Origin of the sequence: Blautia sp. RTP21359st1_E11_RTP21359_211015 (assembly GCF_040910705.1) — a bacterium.
Lineage (GTDB): Bacteria > Bacillota > Clostridia > Lachnospirales > Lachnospiraceae > Blautia_A > Blautia_A fusiformis.
The window spans coordinates 67,555-88,625 of the sequence record NZ_JBDGAB010000003.1 but is presented as its reverse complement, the minus strand read 5'-3'; the positions used below and the strand labels follow the sequence as shown (position 1 = coordinate 88,625).

Annotated in this window: 21 protein-coding genes; 3 read left to right on the top strand and 18 right to left on the bottom strand. The window is 45.4% G+C overall.

Going from position 1 to position 21,071, the window contains the following annotated elements; all coding sequences use genetic code 11:
• Window positions 1-122: 122 nt before the first annotated feature.
• From trpA to trpE, 7 genes are all read right to left on the bottom strand, one after another.
• The gene (gene trpA, locus AB5026_RS01910) at window positions 123-896 is read right to left on the bottom strand and encodes a tryptophan synthase subunit alpha (protein WP_059086055.1); all 774 of its coding nucleotides are present in this window, start codon (window positions 894-896) and stop codon (window positions 123-125) included.
• A complete protein-coding gene (gene trpB / locus AB5026_RS01905; RefSeq protein ID WP_368212637.1) occupies window positions 889-2,073 on the bottom strand; it encodes a tryptophan synthase subunit beta in 1,185 nt (394 codons plus the stop codon). Before trpB ends, trpA begins: the two co-directional genes overlap by 8 nt.
• Window position 2,074: 1 nt before the next feature.
• Window positions 2,075-2,722 carry a phosphoribosylanthranilate isomerase gene (locus AB5026_RS01900; RefSeq protein WP_368212636.1) on the bottom strand — a complete coding sequence of 216 codons (648 nt, stop codon included), beginning with the start codon at window positions 2,720-2,722 and terminating at the stop codon, window positions 2,075-2,077.
• Window positions 2,723-2,829: 107 nt separating this feature from the next.
• On the bottom strand, window positions 2,830-3,624 hold the full coding sequence (gene trpC, locus AB5026_RS01895) for an indole-3-glycerol phosphate synthase TrpC (protein ID WP_368212635.1): 795 nt from the start codon (window positions 3,622-3,624) through the stop codon (window positions 2,830-2,832).
• 129 nt (window positions 3,625-3,753) lie between these two features.
• Entirely contained in the window at window positions 3,754-4,767 is a 1,014-nt protein-coding gene (gene trpD / locus AB5026_RS01890; RefSeq protein WP_237971876.1) for an anthranilate phosphoribosyltransferase, read from the bottom strand.
• A 57-nt stretch (window positions 4,768-4,824) separates the two neighbouring features.
• Window positions 4,825-5,403 (bottom strand): aminodeoxychorismate/anthranilate synthase component II, encoded by a 579-nt coding sequence (locus AB5026_RS01885; RefSeq protein WP_368212634.1) that lies wholly within the window; start codon window positions 5,401-5,403, stop codon window positions 4,825-4,827.
• Window positions 5,400-6,887 (bottom strand): anthranilate synthase component I, encoded by a 1,488-nt coding sequence (gene trpE, locus AB5026_RS01880; RefSeq protein ID WP_368212633.1) that lies wholly within the window; start codon window positions 6,885-6,887, stop codon window positions 5,400-5,402. The genes AB5026_RS01885 and trpE overlap by 4 nt, the downstream gene beginning before the upstream one ends.
• 522 nt (window positions 6,888-7,409) lie before the next feature.
• On the opposite strand from trpE, the gene AB5026_RS01875 reads away from it, so the two are divergent.
• A complete protein-coding gene (locus tag AB5026_RS01875) occupies window positions 7,410-8,087 on the top strand; it encodes a GTP pyrophosphokinase family protein (RefSeq protein ID WP_022427020.1) in 678 nt (225 codons plus the stop codon).
• A gap of 16 nt (window positions 8,088-8,103) precedes the next feature.
• Here the strand turns inward: AB5026_RS01875 and AB5026_RS01870 are convergent, their stop codons facing one another.
• Complete coding sequence (locus AB5026_RS01870) at window positions 8,104-8,331, bottom strand: helix-turn-helix domain-containing protein (RefSeq protein WP_368212632.1); 228 nt, start codon at window positions 8,329-8,331, stop codon at window positions 8,104-8,106.
• 24 nt (window positions 8,332-8,355) lie between these two features.
• On the opposite strand from AB5026_RS01870, the gene AB5026_RS01865 reads away from it, so the two are divergent.
• Together AB5026_RS01865 and AB5026_RS01860 are read left to right on the top strand one after the other, a co-directional pair.
• Window positions 8,356-8,706 carry a sensor histidine kinase gene (locus tag AB5026_RS01865; protein WP_368212631.1) on the top strand — a complete coding sequence of 117 codons (351 nt, stop codon included), beginning with the start codon at window positions 8,356-8,358 and terminating at the stop codon, window positions 8,704-8,706.
• A 47-nt stretch (window positions 8,707-8,753) separates the two neighbouring features.
• Window positions 8,754-9,137: a DUF3783 domain-containing protein gene (locus AB5026_RS01860; protein ID WP_368212630.1), complete on the top strand. Its 384-nt coding sequence runs from the start codon at window positions 8,754-8,756 to the stop codon at window positions 9,135-9,137.
• 140 nt (window positions 9,138-9,277) lie between these two features.
• Here AB5026_RS01860 and AB5026_RS01855 read toward each other — a convergent pair whose 3' ends face one another.
• The 10 genes from AB5026_RS01855 to AB5026_RS01810 form a co-directional block, all read right to left on the bottom strand.
• A complete protein-coding gene (locus AB5026_RS01855; protein ID WP_237971862.1) occupies window positions 9,278-9,541 on the bottom strand; it encodes a hypothetical protein in 264 nt (87 codons plus the stop codon).
• Window positions 9,542-9,567: 26 nt separating this feature from the next.
• The gene (locus AB5026_RS01850; RefSeq protein ID WP_015527296.1) at window positions 9,568-9,726 is read right to left on the bottom strand and encodes a hypothetical protein; all 159 of its coding nucleotides are present in this window, start codon (window positions 9,724-9,726) and stop codon (window positions 9,568-9,570) included.
• Window positions 9,727-9,794: 68 nt separating this feature from the next.
• Window positions 9,795-11,198: a rhamnulokinase gene (rhaB, locus tag AB5026_RS01845; protein ID WP_015527297.1), complete on the bottom strand. Its 1,404-nt coding sequence runs from the start codon at window positions 11,196-11,198 to the stop codon at window positions 9,795-9,797.
• A 271-nt stretch (window positions 11,199-11,469) separates the two neighbouring features.
• Window positions 11,470-12,639, bottom strand: coding sequence for a substrate-binding domain-containing protein (locus AB5026_RS01840; RefSeq protein ID WP_022427194.1), 1,170 nt, complete (start codon window positions 12,637-12,639; stop codon window positions 11,470-11,472).
• Between the two features lie 145 nt (window positions 12,640-12,784).
• A complete protein-coding gene (locus tag AB5026_RS01835) occupies window positions 12,785-13,762 on the bottom strand; it encodes an ABC transporter permease (RefSeq protein ID WP_118608415.1) in 978 nt (325 codons plus the stop codon).
• A gap of 11 nt (window positions 13,763-13,773) precedes the next feature.
• The gene (locus tag AB5026_RS01830) at window positions 13,774-15,285 is read right to left on the bottom strand and encodes a sugar ABC transporter ATP-binding protein (protein WP_118608416.1); all 1,512 of its coding nucleotides are present in this window, start codon (window positions 15,283-15,285) and stop codon (window positions 13,774-13,776) included.
• A 21-nt stretch (window positions 15,286-15,306) separates the two neighbouring features.
• On the bottom strand, window positions 15,307-16,281 hold the full coding sequence (locus AB5026_RS01825) for an ABC transporter permease (RefSeq protein WP_195656873.1): 975 nt from the start codon (window positions 16,279-16,281) through the stop codon (window positions 15,307-15,309).
• A 157-nt stretch (window positions 16,282-16,438) separates the two neighbouring features.
• Window positions 16,439-17,446, bottom strand: coding sequence for a substrate-binding domain-containing protein (locus tag AB5026_RS01820; protein ID WP_195656874.1), 1,008 nt, complete (start codon window positions 17,444-17,446; stop codon window positions 16,439-16,441).
• Window positions 17,443-19,230, bottom strand: a complete 1,788-nt coding sequence (locus AB5026_RS01815; protein WP_368212629.1) for a sensor histidine kinase — start codon at window positions 19,228-19,230, stop codon at window positions 17,443-17,445. Before AB5026_RS01815 ends, AB5026_RS01820 begins: the two co-directional genes overlap by 4 nt.
• Window positions 19,227-20,843, bottom strand: a complete 1,617-nt coding sequence (locus AB5026_RS01810) for a response regulator (RefSeq protein ID WP_368212628.1) — start codon at window positions 20,841-20,843, stop codon at window positions 19,227-19,229. The genes AB5026_RS01815 and AB5026_RS01810 overlap by 4 nt, the downstream gene beginning before the upstream one ends.
• Window positions 20,844-21,071: the final 228 nt, after the last annotated feature.

The window sequence follows — 21,071 nt, the reverse complement described above, 5'->3', positions numbered from 1 at the left end:
TATTTCCTGCAATTTTTCCGGCCTCTGTTCAGAGCAGGAAAAAAATCTGCTTTACCCTTTCTTTGGGATAAAGCAGATTTTTATTACACTTTGTGATCTGTGTTGCGATTTCAGCCGGGAACTTATCTGATCGCATCCTTCATCTCTTTCACATAAGCCTTCACCTTCGGCACGCAGTCTTTGCCGTAGGCACCACAGAGCTTCACGATTGCAGATCCTACAATGGCACCGTCTGACTGATCTGCCATTTTTTTTGCCTGCTCCGGTGTGGAGATTCCGAATCCTACTGCACATGGAATGTCTTTCTGAGCTTTTACTAATTTCACCATAGCTCCGATATCTGTGGTAATGCTGGTACGCATTCCTGTTACACCAAGGGAAGATACGCAGTAAACAAAGCCTTCCGCCTCTTTTGCGATCATGGCGATCCGCTCATGGGAGGTCGGTGCGATCAGGGAGATCAGGTCAAGGCCGTACTGTTTGCACACAACATCAAACTCTTCTTTTTCCTCAAACGGAACATCCGGAAGAATCAGTCCATCCATTCCAACTTCCGCTGCTTTCTTGATAAAACGCTCTGTTCCGTAAGAAAATACTACGTTTGCGTAGGTCATGAATACCATTGGGATTTTTGTATTTTTACGGATTTTTTCTACCATTGCAAAAACTTTATCTGTAGTCACGCCGCCTGCAAGTGCCCGGACATTAGCTTCCTGGATCACAGGTCCCTCTGCGGTAGGATCTGAGAACGGGATCCCAAGCTCGATCAGATCTGCTCCTGCTTCTTCCATTGCATAAACCAGCTGCTCTGTTACCTCCAGAGACGGATCTCCGCAGGTTAAAAAAGGAATAAATGCTTTTCCGTTTGCAAATGCTTCTGTAATTCTCTTATTCATGAATATCCTCCCCTCTGTAGCGGGCAATTGCCGCACAGTCCTTATCTCCACGTCCTGAAATGGTAACTACCATGATCTTGTCCTTTCCAAGTGTCGGTGCGATTTTTTTCGCATAGGCCACTGCGTGGGCACTTTCGATCGCAGGAATGATTCCTTCTGTTCTGGAAAGATATTCAAAAGCATCTACTGCTTCGTCATCTGTAACAGGAACGTACTCTGCTCTTCCGATATCATAAAGGTGTGCATGCTCCGGACCTACACCCGGATAATCAAGACCTGCGGAGATGGAGTATACCGGTGCGATCTGTCCGTATTCATCCTGGCAGAAGTAAGATTTCATACCATGGAAGATTCCGAGACGACCGGTTGCGATGGTTGCCGCAGTCTCCGCAGTATTCACGCCACGTCCTGCTGCCTCACAGCCGATGAGACGAACGTCTTTGTCCTCAATGAAATTGTAGAAGGTTCCGATAGCATTGGAGCCGCCGCCCACACAGGCCAGGACAATATCCGGAAGTCTTCCCTCTTTTTCCAGCATCTGTTCTTTGATCTCCTTGGAGATCACGGCCTGGAAATCACGTACGATAGTTGGGAACGGGTGCGGTCCCATAACAGATCCCAGTACATAATGGGTATCTGCAATACGGTTTGTCCACTCACGCATGGTCTCGGAAACGGCATCCTTTAAGGTTGCGGTTCCGCTTGTGACTGCATGGACTTTTGCTCCGAGGAGACGCATTTTATATACGTTCAGAGCCTGACGCTCGGTGTCCTCTTTTCCCATGAATACCTCACATTCCATTCCCATCAGTGCTGCTGCGGTTGCAGTTGCAACACCGTGCTGGCCGGCGCCGGTCTCAGCGATGACACGGGTCTTGCCCATTTTTTTTGCCAGGAGCACCTGACCAAGTACGTTGTTGATCTTGTGGGCTCCTGTGTGGTTTAAGTCTTCTCTTTTCAGATAGATCTTGGCTCCGCCAAGGTCCTCGGTCATATGTGCCGCATAGTAAAGACGGGATGGTCTTCCTGCGTATTCATTGAGAAGCTCTGTGAGCTCGCGGTTGAATTCCGGATCGTTTTTGTAATGGTTGTATGCTTCCTCAAGCTCCAGAACGGCGTTCATCAGTGTTTCCGGGATGTACTGTCCGCCATGGATGCCGAATCTTCCTTTTGACATGTTATATTTCCTCCTTTATGTTCCTTACTGCGTATACTGCTTCTAATATTTTATCCGGGTCTTTGTGACCGTCGGTTTCTACACTGCTGCTTAAATCTACTGCCCAGGGGTGAAGCAGATGTATGGCCGATTCCAGATTTTCACAGCCCAGACCTCCTGCCAGAAACCAGGGACGTTTGATCACCGGTACCAAACTCCAGTCGAAAGTTTCTCCTGTTCCTCCTGCGCCCTGATCCAGCAGAATATAGTCTGCTTCCGAACGGATCGCTTTCTTTATATCTGCTTCTGTTTTTATGGAAAAAGCCTTTATCAGAAGCTGGTCTGTCATGGTCTTAAGCTGTCTGATATAATTCTCGTCCTCCTGTCCGTGAAGCTGTGCCAGTGCGATGGTTCCTTCGTTTAAAAGCTGTGCAGGAAGCTCCACCGGTGCATTGACGAATACGCCTACCGGCAAAATGCTATCATCCAGTTCTTCCCGGAGAGCCTTCAATTGCTCCACGGTGACGTTTCTTCTGCTTTTTGGGAATTCTACAATGAATCCTGCAAAGTCCGGTTTAGCCTGGTTCACTGCCTGGATATCTTCCGGGCGGGTCAGGCCGCAGATCTTGATTCTGGTTCTGCTCCCATGTTTCAACGGTTGTTCTCTCATATTCAGCCAATCCTGCCCTTTCTGTCTGACCCTGCCCCTTCCTGTTTCGTTACTATTTGCTGCTGGTCAGCTCTGTTACTTATTTGCTCTATTCTTTCGTTTGGCCTTTATACAAGCGCTCCACCATTCAGATTTTCCAATGCAGCTTTCTTATCCGGGCTTCGCATCAGAGTCTCACCGATCAGGACTGCACCTACCCGGTTTCTTTCCAGGATAGCGATATCACCTACATTTTTGATTCCGCTCTCAGACACAAATACCACATTGTCCGGTGCCAGGTTTCGAAGACGGATGCTGTTATTCATATCAACCTTAAAGGTTTTCAGGTCACGGTTATTTACACCGACGATCTTTGCACCTGTCTTTAATGCTCTTGCCACTTCATTCTCGTCATGAGCTTCCACCAGTGCATCCATTCCCAGAGTTTCTGCAAGCTCTCGGTATTCCAGGAGTTCCTGGTCATTTAAGATAGCACAGATCAGAAGCACTGCCGATGCACCGAATGCTTTTGCCTGATAGATCATGTACTTATCCACCGTGAAGTCCTTCCGAAGGACCGGAATATCCACTGTTTCTGTGATCTCACGGAGATAAGTGTCACTTCCCATGAAATAAAATGGCTCTGTGAGGCAGGAGATCGCAGATGCACCTGCTGCCTCGTATTCTTTCGCAATTTCCAGATACGGAAATTCCGGTGCGATCAGCCCCTTGGAGGGGGAAGCTTTTTTTACTTCACAGATGTAGGACATACCCGGCTTTTTCAACGCTTCCAGAAAGGACGGCTGCTGTGGTGCTTTTTCTGCCAGGGCTTTCAGCTGATCCAGAGGAAACTGAAGTTTTTCCTTCCGGATACGTTCTCTTGTTTTTTCTGCGATTTCTTCCAGAATGTTTTTTTCGCTCATTCTTTGTTTGTCTCCTTGATATTTCAGTTCAACTCTCATTCGGCACTTTCAAGAAGTCTGACAGATTAATGTTTCCGTTCGTATCTCTTCCGATAGGGATTGCCGATTTCTCTTCTGCCGCTATTATTTTCAAATCTCGTTACTTAATTTGATGAATTCCTCAAGCTTGGCAGCAGCTGCACCACTGTCGATCAGATTTTCAGCCATTCTTACGCCGACTTCCAGGCTCTCTGCCTTTCCTGCGATATAAAGTGCTGCACCTGCGTTCATGCAGACCGCCTGACGCTTCGGGCCTTTTTCGGTTCCGTTTACAATGGCTTTTGTGATCTCTGCGTTCTCTGCCGGTGTGCCGCCTGCCAGATCTTCTTTGCTGCAGCGTGTATAGCCGAACTGCTCCGGTGTGATCTCATAGGACTGGAACCATCCGTCCTTGATCTCGCACACAGAAGTCGGTGCGCTCATGGAGATCTCATCCAGCTTATCCTGCCCGAAAACTACCATTCCGCGGTTCACGCCAAGCTTCATCATAACCTGTGCCAACGGCTCTACCAGAGACTGGTCAAAGACTCCCATCAGCTCCATGTTTGCGCCTGCCGGGTTGCTTAATGGTCCGAGGATATTAAATACCGTGCGGATTCCCAGCTCTTTACGAATCGGTGCCACATATTTCATGGCAATATGATAATTCTGGGCGAACAGGAAACAGATGTTGATCTTTTTCAGGATCTCTGCACTTTTTTCCGGCGGAATGTTGATCTTTACGCCAAGTGCTTCCAGAACATCTGCTGCACCGCTCTTGGAAGATGCTGCACGATTTCCGTGTTTTGCTACCGGAACGCCACCTGCTGCGATCACAAGAGAAGATGTCGTGGAAATGTTAAAGGAATTTGCTCCGTCACCACCGGTTCCTACGATCTCCAGAACATTCATATCGTGTAGAAGCTTGATGCAGTGTGCACGCATTCCGGCTGCTGACGCAGTGATCTCATCAATAGTCTCTCCTTTCAGGGAAAGTGCAGTAAGGTAGGATGCCATCTGTACCGGTGTTGCCGCTCCGTCCATGATCTCATTCATTACGGCTTCTGCTTCGTCATATGTAAGATCTTCTTTTTTTGAAAGCTTGATGATTGCTTCTTTGATCATTGTTGTTTCCTCCTGTTCTGTAACGATTCTATCTTTTATGGATTGCTGTTCTCTGTCTTATCTGTCTCTGATAACCTTCATAAAGTTCTCGATCATTGTTTTTCCATCCGGTGTCATAACAGATTCCGGATGGAACTGGAATCCGAATATCGGATATTCTTTATGCTCCAGTGCCATCACCTCTCCGTCCTCAGACTCAGCGGTAACAACCAGTTCCTCCGGTAAAGTATCCCGGATAGCTACCAGTGAGTGATATCTGGCTGCCGGAAAAGTTTCCGGAAGTCCTTCAAACATCCGGCTCTTTCCAACTTTATGTATCTCTTTCTGCTTTCCGTGCATCAGCTCTTTTGCGTAGGATACTGTCCCTCCGAAGGCTTCACAGATGGACTGATGTCCAAGGCAGATACCCAGGATCGGCAGCTTGTCTTTGAAATATTTTATGGATTCAATACAGATTCCCGCATCCTCCGGTTTTCCCGGACCAGGGGAAAGGATCAATGCCTCCGGCTTCATGGCCTCCAGCTCTTTGATGGTCACTTCATCATTTCTTACCACTTTGATATCCGGCTCCACAGAACCGATCAGCTGGTAAACATTGTAGGAAAAGCTATCATAATTATCGATCAGTACTATCATTCCAGTCCCTCCTGTGCAGTTTCGATTGCCTGTACAACGGCTCTTGCCTTGTTGCAGCACTCCTGAAATTCACTTTCCGGAATACTGTCTGCTACGATCCCTGCTCCTGACCGGATACAGATCTCACCGCTTTTCTTATAAACCAGGCGAATGGCAATACAGGTATCCAGGTTTCCGGCAAAATCCAGATATCCGATAGCACCGCCGTAAATGCCTCGCTTGCTCTGTTCCAGTTCCTGGATGATCTGGCAGGCACGGAATTTCGGTGCTCCGGAAAGTGTTCCTGCCGGAAGGATGGCATCCATTGCATCCACCGCATCCCTGTCATCCCGGATCTGGCCGGTAACTGTGGAACCAATATGCATCACATGAGAAAAACGCTCGATGCACATATATTTTTCTACGTTCACAGTACCGATCTTACTGATCTTTCCGATATCATTTCGCCCAAGATCCACAAGCATGTTATGCTCGGCACGTTCCTTCTCATCAGCCAGGAGTCCTTTTTCCAGCGCCAGGTCTTCTTCTTTTGTCTTGCCTCTTGGTCTTGTTCCTGCAAGCGGGAAGGTACTTAATTCTGTTCCTGCAAGCCTGGCAAGTGTTTCCGGGGAGGCTCCTGCAATCTCAATATCATCACTGGAAAAATAAAACATATACGGCGAAGGATTGGTAGCCCTGAGAACACGGTATGTATCAAACAGACTTCCCTCTGCTTTCGCTCGCATCGGATTGGAGAGCACCACCTGGAAAATATCTCCTTCGTGGATGTAATGCTTCGCTTTCTCAACCATCTCACAGTATTTTGCTTTCGGGAACTGCGGCTCAATGGAAGATTTCAGTTTCAAAGACGGAAATTCCTTCTGTTTTCCGTTTCGGATCAGATCTGCCATCTCTTTTAATTTTGCTTCCGCCTTCTGATAGGAATTTTCCGGATCATCCGTCATCACACCGGTGATCAGAAGCACCTTCTGGCTGTAATGGTCAAAGGCGATCACCTGGTCAAAAAGCATCAGATCCATGTCCCGGAAATCCTGTACTGTCTCGTCGGTAAGCTCCAGCTTCGGCTCGCTGTACTTGATGTAATCGTAGGAAAAATATCCTACCAGACCTCCGGTAAAGGTCGGCATATTTTCCATCACCGGGCTTTTGTATTCTTTCAGGATCTCCCGAATAGCATCTCCCGGATGCTTCACCTGCTGTACGGTTTTTTCTTCAGTTCCGTCCTCATGGATCCTGCGGATCTGAAGCTTTCCGTCTGTACAGGTGATCTCCATGGATGGCTCATATCCCAGGAAGGAATAGCGTCCCCATACCTCTGTCTGGCTGGCACTTTCCAGAAGATAGCAATGTCTGCTGGCTGTGCGTAAGGTCCTCATGACTTCTACGGGTGTATAGCGGTCGGAATACAGCTCTCTGCATACAGGGATTCGCCGGTATTCGCCTGACTGTGCGAGTTCTTTGATTTTTTCTAATGTTGGATACATATACAGGCCCTCCTGAGTTTTTCATTCCTTACCGGAGGACGGGACATTCGTGATCTGCATTCGCTGCTTGCTCATAAAATCAAGAAAAGCCCGTCTCCGACAGAATCTGGTTCTGTCAGGGACGAGCTCTAAATTCAAAATCACCCGCGGTGCCACCCTGATTCACGGTCTGACCCGTGCACTTGGCGGAATACCTTCATATTCCCGGCAACTGACGTATGCCCTCACGTCACAGAATACTTGATACCCGAAAATATCTTTCCCTGTGCCCTCTGCGGTCCATTTGATAAACTGCCTCTCGACCCGGCTCTCACCCTCCCGGACTCTCTGTGCGCGCATGAATATCTTTATCTCCGCTTCAACGGTTTAGTGGTTTACTCAATTAAACTTTTTCTATAAAATAGCACAGCTTTTCTGATATGTCAATACAAATGTTGAAAAAAATATCATTTTGTTCTATAATTGTATAAAAGTAATTGTTATAAATATCACATAAGAAAGGAGTTTCACCAGAAAAACACTATGGCTGAAAGAAATACAAACACCTGGCTGGATACCCCCGATCCACAGGTTTTTATCAAAAATTCCGCAAAATTTAATGATCTGATGATGATGTATCGATGTACGGTCCGTGAGGTACGCACCAAGCTGGAAGTCCTCAACGATGAATTTTCATTGGAATATAAACGTAACCCGATCTCCTTCATCAAAACAAGGATCAAAAAGCCGGAAAGCATTTACAAAAAGCTCAAAAAGCTCGGCTATGAGTTTACTGCGGAGAATATTCAGAATCAGCTGAATGACGTGGCAGGCATCCGTGTTGTCTGTGCCTTTATCGATGATATCTACACCATTGCAGACCTGATCACCAGGCAGGATGACATTACCGTCATTCAGGTAAAGGACTATATCAAAAATCCAAAGCCAAACGGCTACCGCAGTTATCACATGATCGTGGAAATCCCCGTATTCTTCTCCAAGGGAAAAACTCCCATGCGTGCAGAGATCCAGATCCGTACCAACGGTATGGATTTCTGGGCAACTCTGGAGCATCAGCTGCGTTACAAGCAGAATATTGAAGAAATGGACGGTTATGAGGATGTCAGCAATGAACTGCTGAACTGCGCCCGCGCTGTGATCGATATGGATAACGAAATGCAGCGGATCAAAAACAAGATCGGACAATTCCATGATATTTAAAAAACAGGTGAGGCTGTTACAGCCTCACATGTTCTTTCTCACTGTTTTTCACCCGGAACGCCCGCGGTGTCATGTGATAATGTTCCTTGAATACCCGATGAAAATAACTGTTATTTTCATAGCCTACAGCCGCAATGATGTCACTGACAGGCAGATCAGTTTCACACATCAGCTCTACAGCCTTGTTCAGACGTTTTCTCTGAAGAAGTTCCTTGAAATTAAACCCTGTGCTTTTCTTGATCATCTTACTGAGGACATGCATGGGAAGATGCAGACGACCACAAAGCTCCGTCAGCGTAGCAGTCCGATATTTCTGTTCAATATAATCCAGTGTTGTCATAGAGATCATATTTTCGTACTGATTGGGCAGACGCATCTCCACATTGAGGATATTGTTCTTCTGATTTCTGATGACGGTGTTGGGATTTCGCCGGAAATCCTGTCAACTATCCTTTCCGGAAAGGGAAAAAGCCAGTCCGGCGGCACAAATATCGCAGTTTATAACACCCACCGGCGTCTTCAGATTCTTTATGGAAAGAATTACGGACTTACTTATTCCAGCAAGCCTGGAGAGGGGACAGAGGTTGAGATCCGCTTCCCTGCACATCGCGAAAAGTAACTTATGTTCCAAAAAAATCTTTATTCAGAAATGAGGTATGACACTATATGAATACACAGCCAGAAGCTCTTTTATATAATTTTAACGACCCGGAACGGCTTCGCCAAATCCGCCGCTATCTGAACCGTCAGAAAGCTAAGACACGGATCGTCACTGCGCCGGAATTTCTTCATCCGCTAGGATATCTTTTTGAGATTCCGGGATTTCATCCCTCATCCCAGTTTAATCTGGGAAGCAATTTCAGTGATGAGATGATCGTGCTGAAGGATTTTTCCAGTGCACAGATGGATGATTTTCTTGCTTTTTTCCGTGAAAACCAGATCCCGCCTGTTGCACTGAAGGCCATGCTCACACCGGTAACTCAGCACTGGTCTTCCATCCAGCTGCACGATGAGCTTTCCAGGGAGCACACACTTATGCATAAAAAATAACTGTAAAACCAAAATCTGCCGAATCTGCCTGCTGCATTTCCGGCAGATCTTTTTTTCTTATTTTTCCCACTGAAAAAGGAGACCGCTCCGCGCAGTCTCCTTTTTTGAATATGTTTTAGGTTGAATACATAAGAAAGAATTTATCTTGTCACGATATCTACCTGTACGTTAAAGATTTTTGCAACCTTCAGGATCGTATCGATGTGTCTTCCTGTAGCAGCTGCCATATGATGTGTCGGGCCAGCCTCGCTCCAGCGGTTAACAAACTCTCTTGCTCCGCATGTGAAGCGTGTTCTCATGTTTGTATCACCGAAGGAAAGGATCGGTCCCTCCTCGTTTACGCCCTCAGCTACAACGAATTTGAAGTTTCCGTCTTTATCCTGAGTGATCGCAAGGTAGGTCACCGGACCTGTGTACGGATAGAACTGTGTCAGATATCCGCCGCCTGTTTTGCCATGGCAACCTTCATGTCACCCTCTACCGCACATGCAGTACCCTGTTTGATCAGCATGGAGAATGCCGGGATCAGCATACTGTCAAGGACACCTGCTTTACCCTGTGCAAATCCGTCGTAATGAGAAGCGATCATTCCAAGATGCTCGTCTTTTACCCATTTCTCAAAATTGTGTTAACTAACATAATAAGACCTCAAATTATTTATGCTTTGTATACTTTAATACCGAAGGACTCATGGATGGTTGTACGAGCCTCCTCGATCGTTTTAAACTCCTCGGCCTTCAGCATCTGTGCTGTGATATTACCGATTGCAGTAGCCTCACCAGGGCCTGCATGGATTTCTTTCTTTGTAGCTTTTGCAGTCAGCTCATTTAAGTATCCTGCATTGGAACCACCGCCTACGATATGGATACGGCTGTAGGTTCTTCCTGTCATCTCCTCGATTTCTTTTGCGATCTTAGCGTAGCAATCTGCAAGGCTTGTATAGATAACGGTTGCAATCTCGCCAAGAGTTTCCGGAACCTGCTGTCCTGTTCTGCGGCAGTAGTCCTGAACCTCTTTTGTCATGTTCTCAGGAGAAAGGAAGCACTCATCGTTTGCGTTTACTCTTGACGGGAAGTCTTTTGCCTCCTCAGCCATCTCGCAGATCTGTGCAAAGCTGTACGCATCATCAAACTCATGACGTACAGACTGGATCATCCAGAGACCCATGATGTTCTTCAGATAACGGAAACGTCCTGCATATCCACCCTCGTTTGTGAAGTTCATCTCACAGCTCTTCTCAGAGCAGTCTGCTTCTTTTCTCTCGATTCCCATCAGAGACCATGTTCCGGAACTGATATAAATGAAATCGTCATCATTTGCAGGCACAGCCAGAACTGCAGACCCTGTATCATGTGTAGCCGGTGCTACAACCTCAAGATCAAAGCCAACTGCTTCCTTCACTGCGTCTGTTAAATGTCCGATGCTTGTGCTAGGCATGATCAGCTTCTGGAATATCTTTCTTGGATATCCCAGCATATCGATCAGCTCATAATCCCAGTCCTTGGTTGTCGGGCATACAAGCTGTCCTGTGGTTGCCTCTGTGTACTCGCAAGTTTTTTCGCCTGTAAGAAGAAAATGGAAGTAGTCCGGTACATGAAGAAGTGTCTCAGCCTGCTCCAGATACTCAGGATGTTTCTTCTTCACTGCCATCAGCTGATATACTGTATTGTAGATTGCTTTCTGGATACCGGTTCTTGCATACAGATCTTTCAGGGAAATTGTCTTATAAACTTCCTCGTCCATTCCCTCTGTACGATGATCACGGTAGCCTACCGTGTTGCCAAGAACCTTGTCATCCTTGTCTAGAAGCACAAAGTCAACACCCCAGGTATCAACACCCATGCTTACCGGGATCTTGCCGATCTCTTTACATTTCTTAAGACCATTTACGATCTCGTTGAAAAGGCGGTCAAACTCCCAGCAGAGCTCTCCATCCTTCTTAACCATGCCGTTCTCAAAACGATAGATTTCTTCCAGGATCATTTTTCCGTTTTCCATATGTCCCAGAATGTGACGTCCACTGGATGCTCCGATATCTACTGCTAAATAATATGTTGCCATTTTTAAATCCTCCTCAATATGTAAGCTTCTGATCACTTTCATATCTGATGTTGTATTTATCATACATCAGGATCCTTCCGGTGATAAGAACCTCTTTTGTCAAAAAAAGTGTCTTTATTTGCCAATAATACAGCGATTATTTATGAACTACTACATTATTTGTTTAAAAAATCCGCTGACTGAATCAGCCAGCGGATCTCTTATTTCATACGTCCGTGAACGCAATCCGCGTTCATTATAACTTCACGATCTTATCAATTATATGATTTGATTAGTCATAAAGGTTAGGAGCGATATTCTCGTCTTCCATATTTGTTGCATCATACCAGTAACCCTCTGTAGGAACATCCTCAAGCTTCTGGCCGTTTGCTGCTGCTGTCAGAGCGTAGATTGCATAGTATCCCATCATAAGAGGAGACTGTGTAACAGCACCAACGAGTGTGCCATCTTTAACAGCTGCTTTGATGATAGAACCAGCATCGAAACCAACACCAACTACATCACCGTTTGCCGGGTCAGAACCAAGAACGTTAAGGTTAGCATTTGCTGCAAGAACACCCTCTGCGGAAACCTGGTTGGAACCGAAGATTGCAATACAGTTCTCCTGGGAAAGGATTGCCTGTGCCTCTGTGGAGCAGAGCTCTACAGTTGTCTGTGCCGGAACAGCTACCTGGATAACAACGTCAGCGTCTTTAGCGTCTGCGTCAGCACCCTCTGCTGCGTTTACATAGAACTCGTTGCCGCTTACTGCAACTGTCTTTCCATCAGCCTGAAGAAGCTCGATCATCTTGTTGATGAATCCTGTACCACGCTGCTGGATATTCTGAGCTGTTGCATCCTGGTTAACCTCACCGATTACAACCTGTCCGTCAGCATCTTTAACAACGTCTTTAATGCTGTTGTACATATTCTCAGCTGCTACTGCACCAGCCTGTGCGTTGTCTGTACAAACCTCGCATACTACAGATCCCTCTGGAGCATCAGCGATACCTGTATCGAATGTTACAACCGGGATTCCTTTTTCTGCACATGTCTTAAGTGCATCTGTAACGGAAGATGTATCACAAGCTGCAAGTCCTAATCCAACAGGATTGGAAGCGATAGCTGTGTTGATCATGTTAACCTGGTCAGCGATATCGGACTCACTGTTCGGTCCCTGTGGTTTATAATCAACGCCCAGCTCCTTAGATGCTTTCTTCATACCTTCCTGAGCTGCATCCCAGTATGTGGACTGGAAAGATTTAACCATCATCGGGAACACATAAGCTTCGTTTGCTTTCAGTCCGTCGAACTGTGCAGTAGGATCCTCAGCTGCTGTGGAATCTGCAGATTTCTCTGTTGCTGCATCTTCTTTCTCCTCAGCTGCAAAAGCTGCAGTTGCACTCATGCTTGTTACCATTGCTGCACAGAGCATTAATGCCATAACCTTTTTTGCTTTCATATAATATTTCCTCCTTAAATATATTATATAGTTTTTTTATGTTCATACGCCATTGCTACCCCTTGGCGTTTCACATCTTTGATAATGGGTACTGTCACATTTCTCTGTGAACAGCACCCTTTTTCACATTATATCTCACTGCTTATCAGTGAGCTGCTTTTTTCTCTTTCAGGATATCAATCAGAACGGCTACGATCAGAACGATACCGGTGATGATCTGCTGCCAGTTTGCCTGCAGGCCAATATATGGAAGACCTGTTTTCAGAAGCATGATGACGAAGATACCAACGAATGTACCGATCACGGAACCATATCCACCGGTAGCTGCTACACCACCAACGAATACACCACCGATAGCATCCATCTCAAGTCCGGCACCAGTACCAGGCTGTACAGTAGGTGTTACTGCTGCGTATGCGATCGCTGCAAGACCTGTAAACAGACCGCAGACAACGTATACCATTACGTGATAGAACTTTGTATTGATTCCGGAAAGGGCTGCTGCCTCTTTGTTGGAACCGATTGCAATTGTATAACGACCGAATTTGGTGTGGTTCAGGATGTACTCCATAAGAAGAACCAGAATGACCATCCACAGGAATCCAAGCGGATAACGGGAAGCACTTCTTCCTGTACCAACAGTTACTTTAAAGATTGTGTGGAACCATCCACCATCCTGTGTAAGTCCCGGCCAAGGTGTCGCACTGCAGAGAGATCCGGCACCACGGGTGATCATACAGGTACAAAGTGTTGCCAAAAATGGCGGCAGGTTCATAACACCGATCAGTACACCGTTCAGTGCACCGACTGCGATACCAAGAACAACACAGATCAGCATTGCCAGAGCTACCGGGCAATTGTTGTTTCTGATCAATGTTCCGGCGATCAGTGCGTATGCTACCATACCAGTTCCGATTGACAGGTCAACACCACCAGTGATAAGCGGGAATGTAACTCCGATCGCCATAAGAAGATCGTAATATGAGAAATCCAGCATACTCAGGATCGTGGTGTACTGTCTGAATTCTTTACTCAAGCCTGAGAATATTGCACACAGGACAATGATAACGAGCAAAACAATAAATCTCTGATCACTTAAAATACTTTTTTTCTTCTTAGTCATGACTTTCCTCCTTAATCGATATTCCGTGTGGCCTTGTCCATGATGTTTTCCTGGGTTGCCTCGGAGATATCAATACATCCGGTAACTTTACCCTCACACATGATGATGATACGGTCACTCATTCGGAGAACTTCCGTCATCTCAGAAGAAATCATGATAATGGATTTTCCTTCTGCTGCCAGTCTGTTCATTAATTTGTAGATTTCGTTCTTAGCACCAACATCGATACCTCTGGTAGGCTCATCGAAAATAAGGATGTCACTGTCTCGTGTCAGCCATTTTGCGATAACTACCTTCTGCTGGTTACCACCGGAAAGGTTAACTACCAGCTGGTCTGTAGTAGGTGTCTTAGTTGCAAGTTCGTTTACATATTTCTCAGCAACTTTTTTCTCTTTTGCTTTGTTGATAAAGATACCATTGGTAAACTCTTCCATTGTTGCCAGTGTTGTATTCTCTGTTACAGATTTCTGTACAACACAGCCGTATCTTCTTCTGTCCTCTGACAGATAACCGATACCGTATTTAACAGCATCCTGCGGGCTGTTGATGGTAACTTCGTGAAGCTGTCCATCTTTACCCATAACAGAGATCTTACCACTCTGTTTCGGGTCTGCTCCGAACAGTGCTCTGGCTGTCTCGGTACGTCCTGCACCCATCAGTCCTGAGAAACCAAGGATCTCACCTTTCTTCAGTTCAAAGCTTACATCTTGAACCATCTTTCCTGCGTTCAGATGTTCAACCTTAAGAACTACCGGTGCATCTGCCGGAACTGCACTCTCCTGCTTCGGATCCTCATAAATAACACGACCAACCATCATGTTGATGATATCTTCTTTTGTACTGTCTTTTGTGATGAGAGTTCCTACGTAACCACCATCTCGCATGACTGTTACACGGTCTGTGATGGTTTTGATCTCATCCATACGGTGTGAGATATACACGATACCAAGATTTTTCTTACGAAGGTCACGGATGATCTCGAACAGATCCGCGATCTCTTTCTCGGTAAGTGCTGCGGAAGGCTCATCGAAGATGATGACCTCAGCTTTATGAGAGATTGCTTTTGCGATCTCACACATCTGCTGTTTTCCGACTGTCAGGTTTTTCATCTTTTCCTTCGGATTGATCTCAATGTTCAGATCCTGGAAAAGCTTCTTTGAATCCTCGATCATCTTTTTGTCATCAATGCGGAAACCTTTTTTCGGTTCACGTCCGATGAAGATGTTCTGAGCAACGGTAAGATCACCTACCATGTTCAGCTCCTGATGTACGATTACAACGCCGGCATCCTGTGCCTCACGTGTATTGTGGAATTCTGTTTCCTGTCCTTTGTAAACGATGGAACCTGAATCCTTCTGATAAATACCGGTAAGAACCTTCATCAGTGTTGATTTACCGGCACCGTTTTCTCCCATAAGTGCATGTACTTCGCCGCGTTTTACTTCGAAATTAACGTGATCCAGAGCATGAACTCCAGGAAAGGACTTATCAATGTCCTTCATAGTTAAAATAACTTCACCCATTGTCGCATCCTCCCTCTAAGATCAGTTCTTTCTGCGTCTTGCAGAAACGTCGATATAAACTGCAACGATAACGATGATACCTGTGATGATCATCTGCTGTCCTTTACCAAGACCAAATGCCATGATGCCCTGCTGAAGAAGAGAGATGATGAATACGCCGATTACAGTACCGCCGATGGAAGCAAGTCCACCAACCATGGATGTACCACCCATAACGCAGCCTGCAATAGCCTCGTTGTTGTACTGATCGCCATAGCCAGGCTGAACAGTTGTGTATGTAGCTACAAAGAAGAGTGCTCCAATACCTACCAGGAATCCGCAGATCACATAAGCAAGCATTTCCCATTTCTTTGTGTTAACACCGGAAAGGCGGACAGCCTCTTTGTTGGAACCAAGGCAGAGGATGTAACGTCCCGGTTTTGTGTTGTAAAGAACGATACCGCAGATAACTGCCATTCCCAGGAAGATAATGATTCCTACAGGGAAGCCGTTTACGGAAACGATATTACGGAACCAGCCGTTTGCATCGCCAGCTGCCGGCCAGCTTACGGACTGTGTTTTTGTGAATACAGAAGCAATACCTTTTGCAATGTTCATGGATGCCATGGAAATAATGAATGGTGGCACTGACATGTAAGAAACCATCCAGCCATTAAAAATACCAAAGCAGAGACCGATCAGAATGCAAAGGATCATGGCAACTGCACATGGAACCTTGTAAGATGTCATGCAGTAACCGGATACCAGTGCACAGCAGAACATTACAGGTCCGATGGAGAAATCAATTCCTCCTGTAGCGATTACGAATGTAACGCCAAGTGACAAGAAGCCCAGGAAGTACACATAGTTCAAAGTAGACTTGATACTATCAACAGCCGGAAACTTGTTTCCAAGAACTACTTTAAAAACCAGGAACATAAGAATCAGAACACAGACAAGAAGTATTCTGTTCAATCCGAGCTTCTTAACGATTGGATTTTGTTTTAAGTTTTCCAATTTTTACCCTCCTCACGTTTTGCACGTATCTTGTGTTTTCTTGGTTATTATAATACCGTCAAAAATCAATAATTGTAATAGAATATCTTTCAAAAAAAGGTTAAATATTTACTGTATGGTAAATATTTAACCCTTTTCTTTGTGCATTTATGACTATTTACGATGTAAGATCACCATATGTTTTTAACGTATTAAACGGAAAAAGCAGTTTTTCGATCTCACTGGTATACATATTGTCAGGAGTCACAAGCTGGCACCCGGAATTAATATTCTTCTTATAGTCTTCTCCACGCAGCATCTTAACAGTTTCCCGAACACCCACATACCCCATTTTAAATGCCTTCTGTACAACGATTCCCTGGAAGATTCCGTGTTCCATCAGCTGGACGGCCTCCTGTGAGCTGTCTACTCCCACCACCCTGATCCGATTCTCTGCTTTTGCTGCCTTTACTGCTCTTGCAGCACCTACAGAGGAATATTCATTCATTCCCGCGATCATCTTGAGATCCGGATATTTTTTCATCAGCTCTTTTGTAAGCTCATAGGACTTGTCATACTGAGAATCACAGTATACCACATCTACGATATTATCCTTCAGACTGCCAAGTCCTGTCCGGAAACCTTTTTCTCTTTCAACTGCCGTAGATACACCCTTTACATGTGAAACGATCGCAATCTGATCATCCGTTCCCACAAGATCCTTCGCAAACCTGCCAAGGATCTGCCCCGCTTCCAGATTATCGGTCGCAACGGTAAGATCCTGGACCTCTTCCTGTGTGTAGGAATCAATAAATGCGATATGTATTCCCTGTTCCTTTGCCTTCTTCAAAAGCTGGTCGGATTCAGTGAAGCTGGACGGCGAGATCAGGATCGCGTCCGGTTTTTCTTCTGTTGCCCTTTCGATCAGCTTGTTCTGCCCATCCACATCATTCTCTTCCTCAGGTGCCCATACGCGGATATCTGCATTATATTCCTTTGCAGCCATCTCCGCCCCCTGGATCAGTGATGTCCAGAAATCGTTGGTACCGTCCACAACCTTCGGAATATAGATCAGCGATAGTTTTCTCTCTTCTTCTACCTGTTTATAATAGACTATTCCGGCTACAAGCCCCGCCACAAGGCAGATGACCACTCCTAAAGTCAGGAGTTTTCTATGTTTTTTCATATTGATTCCTCCTGTATTCCCGGAATGGTGATCGTGGCAGTGGTTCCGACACCTTTTTCACTTTCATAGATGATCCCGTAATTTTCTCCATAATAAAGCTTCAGACGTTTCTGTACATTGTAAACACCCACACCATTGGAATGATAATTCACCTTATGCTTATCATAAATATGTGACAATGTTTCCTCATCCATACCTACACCGTTGTCGATCACCTGAAGAACTGCATTTCCGTCCTTCATAAAGCCTTTTACCTGCAAAAGTCCCTTACTCTCTTTATATTTCAGTCCATGATAGATGGCATTTTCAATGATCGGCTGGAGAACCAGCTTGATCAGAGGGATATTTAATATAGAAGGTTCTACATCGATCTCGAATTCCAGCTTGTCCTTGTAACGCATCTTCTGGATCGTAAGATAACCCTTGGCATACTCCACTTCCCTTGCAAGAGGAACCACTTCATCCTCATTACTGATGCTCTGACGAAGAAGACGCGCCAGGGATGCTGTCATCAGAACAACCTCTTCGTACTTTCTGCCCTCTGCCATCCAGATGATCGAATCCAGGGTATTGTAGAGAAAATGAGGATTGATCTGGGACTGAAGGGCCTTAAGCTCACTTTTTCTCTTTGCTTCCTGTTCCTTCACGTTCTGCTCCATAAGATCCTGTATCCTATGTGTCATCACATTGAAAGATTTCGTCAGGCTTCCGATCTCATTCTCTGAATCGATCTCCACATCTGCTCCGTCAAAATGCCCTTCCTGTACTCTGGACATGGAATCTCTGAGACGCTGAAGAGGATATGTAAGACTCTTTGCCAGAAATCTGGAAAAAAGCAGTGCCACGATCATCAGAAGTGCGGAAATAAGCACATAAATACTCTGTGCCTGATTGCTTTTGCGCAGAAGCTCGCTGACGCTCATACAGCCCACAACGGTCCATCCGGTTTTATTTGATCTGGAAATGGAATATAGCTTTCCTCTGTTTCCCTTTTCGGTACGCACCGTATCTTCTTTTGATTTCACGATCAGGTCGATATTCTCAGTCTGCAATTCATTGTAAAGCTGCTGCTGTTGTGGATGGTATACAATATTTCCGCTTTCATCCAGAATGAATGCGTATCCCCTTTTCCCGATCGTATTCTGATCACAAAGTTCACTGATGGCACTGTAATTCAGATCAATAAAAAAGACTCCCTCTTTCTCACCGCTGTTGGAAAAATTACGGATTCCCCTGCTTAAAGTGATCACCCACGGACGCTCTCCGCTGATGATGTGCTGTACATGAGAAGATGTAAGAAGCGGGCCTTCCGGCTTCTGTAAAGCTTCCAGATACCACTCCTGGGTGGAAAGCTTCAGATCCGGATTCACAGACTGTTTGCCGTCGTTGATCAGCTTCCGTCCATTACTTCCAATGATCCCAAGATTTCGGATATCACTTCGTCCATCCAGAATAGTCTTGAACTGATTGATCAGACGCTCTCTTGTTCCATTGTCCACATTTTCACCAAAAAGATATTGCTGTACATCCTCGTTACTGGAGATCATATAGGCTATATTTTCCATGTAATCAATATAGGAATCAATATTCTGATTCATCTGCTGCACGATATTCTGGGTGTAGACAGCAGAATTTTCAAAAATAGAATTGCGGGTATATCTCATGGAAACACCTGTTATGACCAGCACCGCACTTAAAAGCAGCACCGTCACTACCGCAAAGATCGCACTCTGGATACTCTTAAATTTTCCTATGATCTTTGCCGCAAACCGGATATCTCTCATTTACGTTTCTCCCTTGCATATTCTGTTGGTGTGCAGCCGGTCATTTTTTTGAAGGAGATCCCAAAATAATGGGGATCTGCAAATCCGACTTTCTCGGCAATTTCATAATTCTTCATAGTTGTATTCTCCAGAAGCTCCTTCGCCTTCTCCATGCGGGTACGGATCAGAACTTCTGTAAAAGTCTCTCCCGTAAGATCCTTAAAGATCGTACTGAAATAGCTTGTACTAATATTCAGATAGGAACAGATACTGTTCAGGCTTAAATCCGGATCCATATAATTCTTCTGGATATAATCCAGGGCAAGTCTGGCCTGACGCTGTCCGCTGGAGCTGTTTGCATCGGAAAGTGTCTGGAAAATCTCTCCGATATGATTCCTGACCAGTTCAACAGCACTGTCAAAAGAATTCTGCTCCGTAACCTGCTGCAGAAGTGCTTCTCTTTTGGAAAAAAGCCTGTTGTCCGGAACCATATCCTCACAGGTCTCATCTGCTGCACGGATGATCTGCTGAAGATACACGCAGGCACGACTCTTATCCACCCGCGCTTCCTTGATCTCAGAAGAGATCTGTTCCAGAATATGCTCTGCGTTTTCCTTTTTACCCACTTTCAGAGCAGCTGCCAGCTTCTCTACATAAGCTTTAATAGAAAGATTTTTTTCCTCCGGCTGTTCTTCCATATCAATAAGAAGGCTTCCTCCAAGAAGATAACGATATTCAATAGCTTTCTCTGCAAGTTCATGGGATGCACGAAGCTCCTGCTGGGTTCTGGCCCAGCTTCCCACACCGATAGAAATATCCAGCGACATCAGTTCCTTCAGCTTATCCTGGATCGTCCTGCAGATCTCCATGATCTTGTGTTCAAACTCTCTGGTACGGTTTCCCATGAAAAGAGCACCGACCTTGTTATTTCCGGCCTGATATGCCACTCCTGCTTTTTCTTTGCTGATGATCTCATCACTGATATTAAAAAGGACAAAAGACATCAGTGCACTCTCCTGGCGTTTCTCCGCAGTAAGCTGACTGCCGTCCGAATACAGATCCAGATCAAAAACAGCCACACGATAGCATGCTGCCTCAAGATCGATTCCCAGTGCTGCAAGCTCTTCCAGACTTTCCTGCCGTGTCTTGATATTATCCACAAAGCCCTGCAGCGCTCTGGAACGGATCACAATGGCGTTTTTCTGATAATTCTCGGAAGTCTGTGTCAGACGTTCCAGCTTCTCTTTTTCTTTTCTTTGCTGGTCCACCTTCTCCTTCATTTTTCCGATAACATTTCTGAGTTCCATGGCTGTCACCGGCTTCAGCATATATTCACTGACACCATACTGGATCGCCTTCTTGGCATACTCGAATTCTCCGAATCCGCTGAAGATCACGATCACGATATCCGGATAATTCTCATGGAGAAAACGGCTCAGTTCCATACCATCCATATATGGCATAAGGATATCTGTAAGCACGATATCCACCGGATGGTTCTGTACAAATTCCGCTGCTGCTTTCCCGTTATCACAGTCTCCTACCAGCTCACAGTCCATTGCTTTCCAGTCAATATTCTCCCGGATCGCATCTCGAACAAGTATCTCATCATCTACCAGTAAAATACGATACATAATTTCTGTTGTCCCCCTCTGATCAGTTTCTGTTGTTTTTATTGCACATCCCCCTGACAGATCCTTCCCCCCGTCTCTGTCATTTTCATTGGTAAGATTACTGTCCTTTCTGTGAACAATAACTGTTAATTCTTTTTATATGTTAACATGTTTGGTTAAAATTTACAACGGAGTTTCTTAGTCCAAATTAAATACAAAGAAATCCCGCATCCAACATATGGAACACGG

Coding starts and splice junctions, on each gene's coding strand:
- trpA (WP_059086055.1), bottom strand. CDS start 896: ATGAATAAGAGAATTACAGAAGCATTTGCAAACGGAAAAGCATTTATT.
- trpB (WP_368212637.1), bottom strand. CDS start 2,073: ATGTCAAAAGGAAGATTCGGCATCCATGGCGGACAGTACATCCCGGAA.
- AB5026_RS01900 (WP_368212636.1), bottom strand. CDS start 2,722: ATGAGAGAACAACCGTTGAAACATGGGAGCAGAACCAGAATCAAGATC.
- trpC (WP_368212635.1), bottom strand. CDS start 3,624: ATGAGCGAAAAAAACATTCTGGAAGAAATCGCAGAAAAAACAAGAGAA.
- trpD (WP_237971876.1), bottom strand. CDS start 4,767: ATGATCAAAGAAGCAATCATCAAGCTTTCAAAAAAAGAAGATCTTACA.
- AB5026_RS01885 (WP_368212634.1), bottom strand. CDS start 5,403: ATGATAGTACTGATCGATAATTATGATAGCTTTTCCTACAATGTTTAC.
- trpE (WP_368212633.1), bottom strand. CDS start 6,887: ATGTATCCAACATTAGAAAAAATCAAAGAACTCGCACAGTCAGGCGAA.
- AB5026_RS01875 (WP_022427020.1), top strand. CDS start 7,410: ATGGCTGAAAGAAATACAAACACCTGGCTGGATACCCCCGATCCACAG.
- AB5026_RS01870 (WP_368212632.1), bottom strand. CDS start 8,331: ATGATCAAGAAAAGCACAGGGTTTAATTTCAAGGAACTTCTTCAGAGA.
- AB5026_RS01865 (WP_368212631.1), top strand. CDS start 8,356: ATGCAGACGACCACAAAGCTCCGTCAGCGTAGCAGTCCGATATTTCTG.
- AB5026_RS01860 (WP_368212630.1), top strand. CDS start 8,754: ATGAATACACAGCCAGAAGCTCTTTTATATAATTTTAACGACCCGGAA.
- AB5026_RS01850 (WP_015527296.1), bottom strand. CDS start 9,726: ATGATCGCTTCTCATTACGACGGATTTGCACAGGGTAAAGCAGGTGTC.
- rhaB (WP_015527297.1), bottom strand. CDS start 11,198: ATGGCAACATATTATTTAGCAGTAGATATCGGAGCATCCAGTGGACGT.
- AB5026_RS01840 (WP_022427194.1), bottom strand. CDS start 12,639: ATGAAAGCAAAAAAGGTTATGGCATTAATGCTCTGTGCAGCAATGGTA.
- AB5026_RS01835 (WP_118608415.1), bottom strand. CDS start 13,762: ATGACTAAGAAGAAAAAAAGTATTTTAAGTGATCAGAGATTTATTGTT.
- AB5026_RS01830 (WP_118608416.1), bottom strand. CDS start 15,285: ATGGGTGAAGTTATTTTAACTATGAAGGACATTGATAAGTCCTTTCCT.
- AB5026_RS01820 (WP_195656874.1), bottom strand. CDS start 17,446: ATGAAAAAACATAGAAAACTCCTGACTTTAGGAGTGGTCATCTGCCTT.
- AB5026_RS01815 (WP_368212629.1), bottom strand. CDS start 19,230: ATGAGAGATATCCGGTTTGCGGCAAAGATCATAGGAAAATTTAAGAGT.
- AB5026_RS01810 (WP_368212628.1), bottom strand. CDS start 20,843: ATGTATCGTATTTTACTGGTAGATGATGAGATACTTGTTCGAGATGCG.